12 protein-coding genes are annotated in these 12,120 nt (G+C 36.8%); all 12 read right to left on the bottom strand.

The features are described 5' to 3' along the window. Nucleotides 1-2 precede the first annotated feature (2 nt). Entirely contained in the window at nucleotides 3-572 is a 570-nt protein-coding gene (locus CLU97_RS09155) for a chemotaxis protein CheB (protein WP_121487652.1), read from the bottom strand. Between the two features lie 11 nt (nucleotides 573-583). Beyond that, nucleotides 584-1,414: a CheR family methyltransferase gene (locus CLU97_RS09150; protein WP_121487651.1), complete on the bottom strand. Its 831-nt coding sequence runs from the start codon at nucleotides 1,412-1,414 to the stop codon at nucleotides 584-586. Further along, a complete protein-coding gene (locus tag CLU97_RS09145) occupies nucleotides 1,415-1,780 on the bottom strand; it encodes a response regulator (protein WP_121487650.1) in 366 nt (121 codons plus the stop codon). A 15-nt stretch (nucleotides 1,781-1,795) separates the two neighbouring features. After that, nucleotides 1,796-5,404 carry a response regulator gene (locus CLU97_RS09140; RefSeq protein WP_121487649.1) on the bottom strand — a complete coding sequence of 1,203 codons (3,609 nt, stop codon included), beginning with the start codon at nucleotides 5,402-5,404 and terminating at the stop codon, nucleotides 1,796-1,798. Between the two features lie 5 nt (nucleotides 5,405-5,409). Then, nucleotides 5,410-6,885 (bottom strand): response regulator, encoded by a 1,476-nt coding sequence (locus tag CLU97_RS09135; protein WP_121487648.1) that lies wholly within the window; start codon nucleotides 6,883-6,885, stop codon nucleotides 5,410-5,412. 535 nt (nucleotides 6,886-7,420) lie between these two features. Further along, a complete protein-coding gene (locus CLU97_RS09130; RefSeq protein WP_121487647.1) occupies nucleotides 7,421-7,720 on the bottom strand; it encodes a hypothetical protein in 300 nt (99 codons plus the stop codon). 114 nt (nucleotides 7,721-7,834) lie between these two features. Next, a complete protein-coding gene (locus CLU97_RS09125; protein ID WP_121487646.1) occupies nucleotides 7,835-9,271 on the bottom strand; it encodes an SDR family oxidoreductase in 1,437 nt (478 codons plus the stop codon). A gap of 48 nt (nucleotides 9,272-9,319) precedes the next feature. Then, entirely contained in the window at nucleotides 9,320-9,910 is a 591-nt protein-coding gene (gene ribA / locus CLU97_RS09120) for a GTP cyclohydrolase II (RefSeq protein WP_121487645.1), read from the bottom strand. 25 nt (nucleotides 9,911-9,935) lie between these two features. Then, nucleotides 9,936-10,484, bottom strand: a complete 549-nt coding sequence (locus CLU97_RS09115) for a lipocalin family protein (RefSeq protein ID WP_121487644.1) — start codon at nucleotides 10,482-10,484, stop codon at nucleotides 9,936-9,938. Then, nucleotides 10,474-11,163 (bottom strand): lycopene cyclase domain-containing protein, encoded by a 690-nt coding sequence (locus tag CLU97_RS09110; RefSeq protein WP_121487643.1) that lies wholly within the window; start codon nucleotides 11,161-11,163, stop codon nucleotides 10,474-10,476. The genes CLU97_RS09115 and CLU97_RS09110 overlap by 11 nt, the downstream gene beginning before the upstream one ends. Next, nucleotides 11,160-11,609: a sterol desaturase family protein gene (locus tag CLU97_RS09105; protein WP_121487642.1), complete on the bottom strand. Its 450-nt coding sequence runs from the start codon at nucleotides 11,607-11,609 to the stop codon at nucleotides 11,160-11,162. Before CLU97_RS09105 ends, CLU97_RS09110 begins: the two co-directional genes overlap by 4 nt. Continuing rightward, the gene (locus CLU97_RS09100) at nucleotides 11,606-12,079 is read right to left on the bottom strand and encodes an SRPBCC family protein (protein WP_121487641.1); all 474 of its coding nucleotides are present in this window, start codon (nucleotides 12,077-12,079) and stop codon (nucleotides 11,606-11,608) included. The genes CLU97_RS09105 and CLU97_RS09100 overlap by 4 nt, the downstream gene beginning before the upstream one ends. Nucleotides 12,080-12,120 lie beyond the last annotated feature (41 nt).

Below are 12,120 nucleotides of genomic sequence, written 5' to 3'. Positions count from 1 at the left end.
TATTACAACTGATTGATATATTCTGCCAGATTATCAGGTTTGATAATGAGGTCATAATCTATTTCTTCTACAGCATGTCTGGGCATGTATTCCACCTCGGCCGTTTCAGGATCCTGAATCCAGACCTGTCCGTTATTTTTTTTAATATAGCACAGTCCTTCTACTCCATCAGCATTGGCTCCGGATAAAAGAATTCCAATCATATTCTCTCCGTAAATTTCTGCTGCAGACCTGAAGGTAACATCTATTGAAGGGCGGGAATAATTCATTTTTTCTGAGCTGTCTAACGACATATTTTTCTTATTCTCAAACAGCAAATGATAATCTGCCGGAACAATATATAAGGCATTATTTTCCATTTCAGTTTTATCTTCTACTTCTATCACCGGTATTTTTGTAAACTGCTGCAATAAGGTTCTCAGAATATCTCCTGATTGAGCTTTACGGTGAACCACCACTACAATTGGAATTTTTAGGCTATCATTCAGGTTTTTGATCATTTCAATAATGACCTGTAAACTGCCTGCTGATCCTCCTATAACAATTAATTCAATGTTCTTCTGTGATTCCATAGCATTAGTTATTAATGATGATCAAGCTTTTTCCAGATTTTCTGGTCTTCGATCTGATGATAATTCTTTTCAATAGTGGAAAACCTAAGTGTTTCTTTTGCTCCCAAAGCCAGAAAACCTAAATTTTCAAGACTGTTGTCAAAAAGCTTGAATACCCTTTCCTGCAGTTCTCTGTCAAAATAAATCAGAACATTTCTGCATATAATCAGCTGGAAACTGTTAAAAGAACTGTCTGACACCAGATTATGAGTAGATAAAATAAGTTTTTCCTGTAAGCTTTTATCAAATTTTACACTGTCGTAATTGGCTGTATAATAATCAGAAAAATCTCTTTTGCCACCTGAAAGCATATAGTTTTCAGAATACAATTTCATTTGGTATAGTGGGAAAACCCCGGCTCTGGCTGTTTCAAGAACTGCAGGATTTAAATCTGTACCATATATCAGGGATTTATCATATAACCCTGCTTCTTTCAGTAAAATGGCTATAGAATACGCTTCTTCTCCTGTAGAGCAGCCCGCAATCCAGATCCTGATCAGCGGATAAGTACCTAACTGAGGAAAAACCTTCTCTCTCAATGCTTTAAAAAAAGAAGGATCCCTAAACATTTCTGTGACGTTTACCGTTACTTCTTCTACAAAACGTTTTAAATATTCTGTATCATTCATTAGGGTATATCTAAGTTCCGCGAAGCTGGTAAACCTGTCCAAAAGGCATATCCTGTTTACTCTTCTTTTAAACGAAGCCCTGCTATAACCGGAAAAGTCATAGCCGTACATTTCATAGACATCATTGATCAGATATTCTACTTCTTCGTCTTTTACGATACTTGGTTCCAGCATCTATGAAAGTTTTTCTATTGCCATTAGTAAAAGGTCTACATCAATAGGCTTTGAAACATAATCATTGGCGCCTACCTCAATGCATTTCTGACGGTCTTCAGGCATAGCCTGTGCGGTTACTGCAATAACTGGAATATCTTTGATCTCAGGGGTATTTCTTATGATTCTTACAGCTTCATAGCCGTCTATTCCAGGCATCATCATATCCATAAGCACCATTGAAAAATCAGGATCAGCCTTTAGCATTTCTAAAGCTTCCCTAGCCATTGTAGAGGTTTCTACAGCATACCCACGAGCCTTAAGGGTAAGTTTCAATGCAAATATATTGCGTGGATCATCATCCACAATTAAAATTTTCTTCTTCATCAGAAATTTATCTGTTTAACTTTCATATAACCAAACTCGAAGCAGTGACAATAGCTGATCGATATCTACAGGTTTTGAGATATAATCTGAAGCTCCTGCTGTAATGCATTTCTCACGTTCTCCAATCATTGATTTTGCGGTGACCGCTATAATAGGCAGCTTCTTAAATGGCGGCATCTTTCTGATCTGTTTTATAGTTTCATAGCCATCCATTTCCGGCATCATCATATCCATTAAGATGACATCTATATCCGGATTGTGGTGAATCTGTTCCAAAGCATGCTTTCCATCCATGGCTACAATAACCTCAACTTTATATTTTTCCAATGCTTTGGTTAAAGAAAAAATATTGCGGACATCATCATCGGTAATCAGTACTTTTTTGCCACTCAGCACCTCGGTTAAAGATCCCAGCATTCTGCCTGTATTATTTTCTGGAGAATTGTTTTTTTCTTCTACCAGATGCAGGAACAAGCCTACTTCATCTAAAATTCTTTGGTATGAGTGTGCTGTTTTTACAACAATTGAATCTGCGTACTGCTTTATTTTAAGTTCTTCTTCTTTAGATAAGTGATGTTCTGTAAAGATGATAATGGGAAGGTTTTCCAGTCCTTCATGACTTTTGATAGATTCTATTACGTGATAATCATTCCCTTTTGTACTTCCGATATCCAGAATAACGCAGTCCACAAGATCAGAAGTCAGGGCTTTTACACTATCTTCTACTGTATGTTCTACGGATAAAGAGATATTAAAATTGCTCAGGAAATAAGACAATGCACTGGCATGTTTAGCATTTTCTTCTACAATCAGGACTTTTTGAGATCCTTTTTTCAAAGCTTCTTCAATCTTTCTGAAAACATCAGTCATCTTATCCAAAGCTACCGGTTTATTAATAAAATCTACGGCACCTTTCATCAAACTTTCTTTTTTAAGATGAAGAACAGACATCATATGAACCGGAATATGTTTAGTATAAGGATCAGATTTCAGTTCATCCATCACCTCCCAGCCATCTTTTACAGGAAGCTGAACATCCAGTAAAATGGCATGCGGATGGTACTTCTGAGCCGCTGAAAGCCCATGATCTCCTCTTACCACAACCACTCCTTTATAAGTCTGCATATGGGCGTATTTCAATAAAGCTTTTGCAAAATTGATATCATCTTCAATGATCAGAATTACTTTATCTCCTTCCTGAATATTTTCCCGGTCGTCTGCTACATCTTCAGGAATTTCAAGGGTATTTACGGAAACTGCTTTTGTTTCTCCTTCATCAAGAATATGCTGAATTTCTTCTACGTCTTCAAGAATCACCTCTACAAGATCCTGATCTGTTTCAGACTGAATAATTTCTGATACGGCATGTACAGGAATAATAAAACTGAATTCACTTCCTTTGTCTACTTCACTTTTCAGAACAAGCTCACCTCCAAGGAGTCTTGCAATTTCACGGCTTATAGACAGACCCAAACCTGTACCTCCGAACTTTCTTTTTGTAGAACCATCAGCCTGCTGGAATGCTTCGAAGATAATTTTTTGCTTATCTTCTGCTATTCCAACACCTGTATCTTTCACTGAAAATATAGTAAAATCAGGTTTTTCAGAATGTTTTTTGATGTGCAAACCAATGCTTCCTTTTGTAGTAAATTTTAAGGCATTTGATAATAAATTTCTCAATACCTGATCAATTCTAAGGCGGTCACTTTCGATCACTTTCTGCACATCTGCATCAATCTCGATATTAAACGGAAGATTCTTCTCCTGAAATACCGGATTGAAGAGACTCTTCAGATCTTTTACCACTTCTTCAATGGCCACATCCTGATATTCAAGAGTCATTTTACCGGATTCTATTTTGGCAAGGTCCAGAATTTCATCAATAAGAGTTAATAAGCTTGTGCCTGAACTATGAATGACTTTGGCAGACTCCATCTGATCTTCATTGAGATTTTCATCCGGATTTTCTGTCATTAATCGGGATAAAAGAAGAATTGAATTCAGCGGAGTACGCAATTCGTGGGACATATTGGCCAAAAACTCAGATTTGTATTTCGTGCTTAATGCCAGCTCTTCTACTTTTTTCTGAATTTCATTATTACGTTCAGCAATCAGATGATTTTTTTCTTCCAGCAATCTCGAGCGTTCTTCCAGTTCTGCATTGGCCTGCATCAGCTCTTCCTGCTGTACTTTCAGCTCTTCTTCAGAAGCCTGGAGTTTCTGTGTCTGTGCTTCCAGCTCGGTATTCAGATTTTCAAGCTCAGAGTGCTGAACCTGCAATTCTTCAGACTGAGCCTGGGTTTCTTCCAGTAGCTGCTGCTCTTTTTCTCTGCTTTTTGCAGCGCTCAGGGCAATTCCTATATTTGTACAGCATTCCTCAAAATAGCTTATTCTGTCTTCCTCAAAATTAGAAGTGGAACCAAGTTCCAACACTCCTATTATATGACCATCTGCAAAAAGCGGGAGCAATATGATTCCATAAATTTGTATGGTACTGCTGGCGAAAGTCACGACAAAGTCATCCTCATGAAGATTATTATAAACCTGAGTCTTAGCATTAATAAAAGCCTGTCCCACCATTCCTTCTCCCGGCTCAAAAGCCTTTTTCATATTGGATTCCAATCCGAATGCTTTATTGAGCTTCAGAATACCTTCATCATATAAATATACGGAGCCATTAATACATTTTCCATATTCAATAAGCTGTAGTAAAGATTTGTCGGAAACTTCCTGTACAGTCCTATTCCCTACCAGGGATTCATTCAGTAAAGCAAGCCCTTTCTGGCGCCAGTCGCTCTTGTTAATTTTATCAAAGGAGGTTTTGAGAGACTCTGTCATATTGTTAAGAGATTCTACAAGGTCTCCAAGATCATCCTGAGCATTATCCACTACTTTTTCACTGTAATCACCGTTAGCTACTCTGTTGGCAATCTTTTGAATAGCACTTACACGGCGTGTCATTTCTTCATCTTTTGCTTTAAGCATCTTCTCCAGCTTATCTCTTCGGATAAGATCTGCACGCATTTTTATATAGAAAAATGTAGTTACTACTACTGCAGCAATTGCGGAAAAGAGAATAAAAATAACAGTTGTGCCAGATGAACGGTTGAGATCGTTATTTTTAATTTCAACCTGGCTTTCTTCATACTGAACAAAATCATTAACAATTTTCCGGCACTGATCCATATAGGCTTTACCTTCAGTAATCTGCTGCTGAGTCATGATAATTCCTCTTCGTCTGTTCTCAACCAGACTTTTCAGATTGTGCATTACCTGATCTACTGCTGCTTTTAAACCTGCGAGTCTTTGTAATTGATTCTCATCATTGATATCTAAAGATTCAGCACGCACCAAAGCTTTAGGATATTCTCTTAACCCTCTTTTATAAGGCTCAAGAAAATCTTCCCTTCCGGTAAGCTGATAACCTCTGTTTCCTGTTTCTGCATCCAGTAAAGCAACCAGCACATCTTTAACGGCTGTTACAGAACGTCTGCTTTTAGAAAGACTTTCACGGTGATTCATCTGATTTTGGATACTCCAATAAGAGGCCAGTGAGCTGGCTATTAAAATCAAAAGTGAAAGACCTACTCCAAACTGAAGATTTCTTATTATTTTTTTCGGCATCAAAATTAGTTTAGTGGTAATGTGAAATAAAAAGTAGAGCCTTCATCTACTATACTGGAAACCCCTACGCTTCCATGGTGCTGTTTGATAATTTCAGAGCAGATGAACAATCCGATTCCCATTCCCTGAAACTGAAGTGAAGATTCTTCTACACGATAGAATTTTTTGAATACAGCATCCTGTTTAAAATCCGGGATCCCAATTCCAAAGTCGGTTACGTTCACTCTTACTTCTTCTGCTTCTTTATCTACAAAAGTGGTGACAATAACCTGATTATTATCGGGTGAATATTTAATCGCGTTGGTAAGAAAATTGATGAGCACCTGTTCTATACGGATTTCGTCTAAAGGAATCAAAATATCAGGTTTGGTACCATGACGTTCAATTTTTACTGCACGCTGATCATGGGTCTGTAATATTGTTTCAATGGCATTACTGATTACATTTTCCAGGTTAACGGGTTTTTTATTAATTTTCAGTTTTCCGTTTTCTATTTTGGAAACATCCAGCAGGTCAGTGATCAGTGTATTCAGCTTTTCAATTTGTCCCTGAACTTTCGTTACAAACCCTGCTTCAGAGCTTTCTTTGTCTAGCTTCAGTTTTCTTTCCAATAGCTGTACATAAGCTTTTATACTCGTTAAAGGAGTCTTCAGTTCATGGCTTGCGATGCTTAAAAATTCATCTTTTTCTTTTTCAACTTTCTTTTGATCATCAATATCAGTAAAAGTTCCCACCCAATTTTTTATACGGTCTTCGTCATATACGGGAGTTACTCTAAGCAAATGATAGCGGTAATTACCTGAAGCTACGTTTTTAATTCTGATTTCCAGCTCAAGAGCTTTTCCTTTTTTACGGCATCTTTCAAATTCTTCTGTAATATCAGGGTCATCCGGATGTATTTCAGGAAAATCCTGCTCTGAGAGGGAATATTCATACCATTTACCATTAACAAAATCCACAGCTCCAGCTTCATTCAGGGTAAATGCAATTTGTGGAAGCGACTCCAGCATTAAGTGGAAATGGTCTATCTGAGACTTCATCGTCACTTGTGATTCACGCCTTCCCTTAACCTCCAGCTCAAGATTCTGCTGAGTCTTTTTCATGGCTATATTCTGTTCCTGAAGATTATAGAACGTTTTTACTTTGAGTAAAAGAATTTCAGGGTCTACAGGTTTGGTTACATAGTCTTTAGCACCGGAAGCATAGCCTTTCGTTATAAATTTTTTGTCTGTATTGACAGCAGATAAAAATATAATGGGAACTTCTTTTGTTTTACTGTAATCTGCCAATGTTTCTGCTACTTCAAAGCCATCCATATCTGGCATCTGAACATCCAGAATAATGAGGGCATAGTCATTTTTGAGGGCTTTACCCAGAGCCTCTTCACCGGAATTGGCTGTTTCCACCTGAAAATCCTTGGATTCAAGTAATTTTTGCAGTGAATAAAGATTACTTTGATTGTCATCAACAATTAAAATCATAGAAGTTAAAATCAATAATTAGTTACAGATATTTAAACCTCAAAAATACTCACAATATTTCAAAACATAGCAATTTTTAAAGTATTATGAATAACAAATTCATACCACATTTTTACTATTCCCCATATTAATAACACGAACAATTAATTGATCAATACTATTTAAAAATATAGGCAAAAATTTCAGGAAAAATTAATTCTATAAAGAATATGATATGTAATTATATATTGATGAAAAATGGGATAAGTTTACAAACTACTGATCTTATAAAAATTTTAAGAAAAAATTCATAGAAATGTTTCAGAAGCCATTGGTATTTTCTTTGCAGACAGGTATGATTACAGCGTAATTTTTTAAGTAGAGACTCTTATTTCAATTTTTTAAGATGATTAAAAAATATAACTATAACCTTGGTGAATGAACACTTTAAATGAGATAAAGCACATCTCAATATAGAATATAAATAAACTACAAAAAATGAATAATCATAAAAAGACCAGAACTTTAAAAGTTCTGGTCTTTTATCAAACTAACATTAATTTGTTTTCTTTCTCCATTCTGCCTTCACATCTTCTGCAGCATCTTTTGTTTTTTCCCAGGCCTCATCTGCTTTATCTTTAATATCATCCCAAGCGTCAGAAATATTAGATTTCACTCTTTCCATCCAGTCTTCCTGAGTTGCTTCCTGATCATTGTCTCTTTTTTCATTGATATAATCTTTAGCCTTATCTGCTAAGTCACTGATCTTCCATTTTGCATCATCAGCTGCATTTTTAAGCGTATTTTCTGTTTCGTTTACCGCTTTTTCTGCTTTGTTGTAATCTGAATTATTCATAATGTAATATTTAAGTATTTGGTATATAAATAAACAATATTAATGCCTAAAAAACCTGCACTATGTTAAAATATTCTTAAAATTTAAATTTATAGATTTTTTTATTAAAAAATTTCATTTTTGCTTTCCACTTAACCTTCTGATCATTCCTTTGAAGATAAATCCATGAAACGGCAGTACCATCAGCCAATACAGCCTTCCCCAGAGACCTTTTGGACGGAAGACAGCTTTTTGCCAGATCTTATTCCTGTAAATTTTAAACATCAGCCAGGCTTCTCCGGGAAGTTTCATCTCAGCGAATAATATAAGCTTTCCATCATTACGATTGGCATAGAGTACTCTCCAGAAATCAAGTGCATCCCCTTCTTTAAGATCTGTAGGATGTCTGCGCCCCCTTCTCAATCCTGGCCCGCCAACCAGTTTATCAAACAGTCCTCTTATCTTCCAAAGATCCTGTCCGTACCAGCCATGAGTGCCTCCTAATTGAAAAACACGTTCCATGCAAGCTTCCCTGTCATCATATTCTTCACTTCTGAGATCTGTAAAACAACCGTATTTTGGGACATCCTGGTATGGTTTCAGTGTGGAATCATGACGGCTGCTGATAAAACTGTCTTTCCAGCTGGATATAATTTCATTGGCCTGAATTTTTGCAAGAGTCCGCTTTAATGCTGTATCATACGAGAATGGCTGAATACCGGTAATCAATTTGATTTCTATGAGACTTTCCGGGCGGCAGACTACTTCAATTTTCATGCTTCCCACCAGTGCTTTTGCTAAATTGTAAGAAGTGGAGGTAATAAAGTAAAGCCAGTATGAGGATAATCTGGGGGTCATCACAGGCAATGTAAAAATTGTCCTTTTCAGACCTCTTACTTTTGCAAACTGTAATAACATCTCTTTATAGGTCAGCACATCATCACATCCGATGTCAAAGTTTTTCTGGTAAGCAGTTTCTTTGAAGAGCACAAAAATCAGAAAATCCAGAACGTTGGCGATGCCTATCGGCTGGCATTGAGTGTACAGCCACTTCGGAGCTACCATCACCGGCAGTTTTTCAACGAGATCCCTGATAATTTCAAAAGAAGCGCTTCCGGATCCAATGATAATCCCTGCACGAAGAACCGTTGCGGGAACCCTGCAATCCATCAGGATTTTTTCGACCTCGTACCTGGAGTTCAGATGTTTTGACAGTTCTTTTTCATTCACCAATCCGGAAAGGTAGACAATATGTTTACATTGTGTCTTTTCTATATAACCGGAAAAATTGGAGGCACACTTTTTTTCCGAATCCTCATAATCAGCAGAATTACTCATGGAATGCATCAGGTAATAAGCTCCCGAAATATCTTCAGGAATATTTTTCAGGGTTTCCGGTTTGAGAAAATCGACTTCAATGACTTCAATGAGCTGTTCATCGACATCCATATTCCTGGTAAAACGGCTGACATCCCTGCAGCAACAGACAACTTTATATCCCTGTGCAGCAATTACGCTGATCATTCTTTTACCGATATAGCCGGTAGCTCCCGTAAGAAGTATTTTTTCCATGATGATTGGGTTTGACAGGTTAATATCATTGTCTCTGCCTGGCAGCCATTAAATTTTTTCTAAAAGGTGGCCAAAATAGTCTTTTTTCTTGATAAGATAGCTTTCATTAATTTCATTGGAATCAATTTCCAGTGGAATTCTGCTGTTGAGAATAATTTCACTGTTCTCAATGGACTTTATTTTGTCAGGATTATTGGTTAGGAGATTAATTTTTCGGACGTTCAAAAGATTCAGCATCTCTACAGCTACGTCAAAGTTTCTTCCGTCAGCCGGTAGTCCCTGCTTAAGATTAGCTTCAACGGTATCCATACCCTGCTCCTGAAGCGCATAAGCTCTGAGCTTATTGATGATTCCGATATTTCTTCCTTCCTGACGGAGATAGATGATCATTCCTCCATTTTCAGACATATATTTCATGGCAGCATCAAGTTGCTGACCGCATTCACATTTTTTGGAATGAAAAACCTCTCCGGTAATGCACTCTGAGTGAAAACGGACGTTAACTGTCTTCTCAAAATCTGTATTCTCCATTACCAGAACCAAATGCGGGCTCCAGTCTTCTTCATGTTCTGAAAATGCATATACGGTGAATAATCCGTAATCTGTAGGTATTTTTGATTGTGCCTGTATTTTTAGCATATGTTTCGATTTTAAAATTAAATGTCTATTTATCAAAAGGACTTTTCTTATCCTGCTTCACCCAGATGAGCTTAGAAGTATCGTATCCTATTTCCCGGGCTTTGGAGATGAAATTCTGTTTTACATTTTCAGGGATACTTTTTTCACGGGAAAGGATCCACAGATAATCTAAATTTTTCCCAGCTACCAATGCATATTGATAATCTTGCAGTGCCACGACATTATACCCTGCATAAAAAGGTCCGAAAAAGCTTACTTTCAAAGCTGCTGTATTTTTATCACCTCTGAATTTTGCCGTTCCCTCTGCCGACACCCATTTATCCTTTTTTATATTGTATCCGCTGTTGATGACATTGACACTTCCATCTTTATTCAGGCTATATTGAGCGATTGCGTTGTCCAGATCTTTTTCAAAACGATAATCGAATCTTGCGATCTCATACCATGTACCCAGGTATTTATTAACATCAAACTGATTAACGGGTTGCGCTTTTTCAGGCATGGAAGTACAGGATACGGTGAAACACAATAAAGCGAAGGCAACCATTATTTTTAATATTGATTTATTTTTCATTTTTCGTTATTTTTTTAAAGAAGTAAATATTAAGTAAAAACTGGCTGTAGCCATATACTGCATCTTCAACAGGAATGGTGATCATCCTTATCCCAAGAAATTCTTCAGGATTATAGTTTACAACAGGCGACGGTATCAATGAACCGGTCAGTAATCCATTTACCGCGAAAAACCCAGGCATCAGAATCAAGTATACCAAACTGGCTTTTCCAATCCATCCTTTTTTAGCTATAAAATGAAGATAACAAAGCGTAAACAGGGTGACGATTACCGTAAGCAAGGTGTATATTCTTTCATAATAAAGAAACCCTATTACAGAAAGGATAATAACAGATGTAAATACGATGAGATTATTAAAGGCGCCAACCCACTCAAGCTGATAAAATTTTTCAATGCAGTAATAGGTAAAAACACAGGCAAAAGGAATACAGTAAAAAAACAGCCATTCTTCCACAGGAAGTCCCGCTATTTTAAATCCTAGGGTATATTTGAGATCAAACCACCACACTCCTCTTGCGGTAAACCATATATCCCAAATGATAAAAGGAACCGCTACAATGGTGGATGACAGCAGAAACTTTCCGAAAAGTTTGTTAAACTGTATTCTTCTGTCAAAAGATGCTGCAAAGCAAATAATGACAGTGAAAAAATTAATCAGTATGTAGGTATAGGGCATCATTTTTTGAAATACATTTTAAAATATTTAACAGGAACCCACAAAAAGCCAAAGCATTCTCCCCTCTCTTTACCCAAATGTTTGTGGTGCTGCTTATGAGCCCGTCTTATGGCAAGGAAATAGGGATTTTTTGTTTTTGTAAAAACTTTTGCTCTCTGGTGAATAAAAATATCATGCACAAAGAAATAAGCCATTCCGTAAAGGCTGATTCCCAGGCCGATAAAAAACCAATGACTGAATTCCTGCTTAACTCCCAGATATAACAGGGCAATAGCAGGACTTGCAAAAATAAAAAAGAACAGATCATTCCTTTCAAGCTTTCCGTCATGGCTGTGATCATGATGATCCCGGTGCAGGGTCCAGAGAAAGCCATGCATGATATATCTGTGGATAAGCCATGTAGCACCTTCCATAGCTATAAAAACACCCAAAACAATCAGAAAATTCATGATAATTGTGTTTTGCTGTTAAAAAGATCTTCCAAAATCCTGTATCTGAAATCGAAAATGCTTTTAAGCTTTTCTTTCACAAATAACTGATGGGCAACTTTTCCCAGAATACCCAACGGAAGTTCATAGTCTACTGTATCTTTCATTAATATCCCTTTTTCATTAGGGATGAACTCATGAAAATGATTCCAGTATTTATAGGGTCCTTCCTTCTGAAAGTCTGTAAAACTTTTGTATTCGTCTACCTGGCTTATAATTGTTTTCCAACCCATCGGAATTCCCAATACGGGCGAGACTTTGTAATCTATTTCCATTCCTTCAAAAACAGGTTTATTCTGAATATCTGAAAGAACTACAAAATTCATACTCTTCGGGGTAATTTCTGCTAAATTATGCGGAGATGAAAAGAATTTCCAGGCGGTTTCCTTATCACAATTAAGCTGCTGTTCTCTATATAATCTGTACATTATTTCTTTTTTTTAATTCATTCTTAAACCTTTCAAAAAAATAG

Source organism: Chryseobacterium sp. 7, assembly GCF_003663845.1.
In the GTDB taxonomy this organism is placed as follows: Bacteria; Bacteroidota; Bacteroidia; order Flavobacteriales; family Weeksellaceae; genus Chryseobacterium.
This window is presented reverse-complemented; position numbering and strand designations above follow the sequence as displayed.

Excerpts from the sequence above, each read along its gene's own strand:
- ribA (WP_121487645.1), bottom strand. The coding sequence starts at position 9,910 with ATGCTAAAAATACAGGCACAATCAAAAATACCTACAGATTACGGATTA.
- CLU97_RS09140 (WP_121487649.1), bottom strand. The coding sequence starts at position 5,404 with ATGCCGAAAAAAATAATAAGAAATCTTCAGTTTGGAGTAGGTCTTTCA.
- CLU97_RS09145 (WP_121487650.1), bottom strand. The coding sequence starts at position 1,780 with ATGAAGAAGAAAATTTTAATTGTGGATGATGATCCACGCAATATATTT.
- CLU97_RS09115 (WP_121487644.1), bottom strand. The coding sequence starts at position 10,484 with ATGAAAAATAAATCAATATTAAAAATAATGGTTGCCTTCGCTTTATTG.
- CLU97_RS09135 (WP_121487648.1), bottom strand. The coding sequence starts at position 6,885 with ATGATTTTAATTGTTGATGACAATCAAAGTAATCTTTATTCACTGCAA.
- CLU97_RS09110 (WP_121487643.1), bottom strand. The coding sequence starts at position 11,163 with ATGATGCCCTATACCTACATACTGATTAATTTTTTCACTGTCATTATT.
- CLU97_RS09125 (WP_121487646.1), bottom strand. The coding sequence starts at position 9,271 with ATGGAAAAAATACTTCTTACGGGAGCTACCGGCTATATCGGTAAAAGA.
- CLU97_RS09155 (WP_121487652.1), bottom strand. The coding sequence starts at position 572 with ATGGAATCACAGAAGAACATTGAATTAATTGTTATAGGAGGATCAGCA.
- CLU97_RS09105 (WP_121487642.1), bottom strand. The coding sequence starts at position 11,609 with ATGAATTTTCTGATTGTTTTGGGTGTTTTTATAGCTATGGAAGGTGCT.
- CLU97_RS09150 (WP_121487651.1), bottom strand. The coding sequence starts at position 1,414 with ATGCTGGAACCAAGTATCGTAAAAGACGAAGAAGTAGAATATCTGATC.
- CLU97_RS09130 (WP_121487647.1), bottom strand. The coding sequence starts at position 7,720 with ATGAATAATTCAGATTACAACAAAGCAGAAAAAGCGGTAAACGAAACA.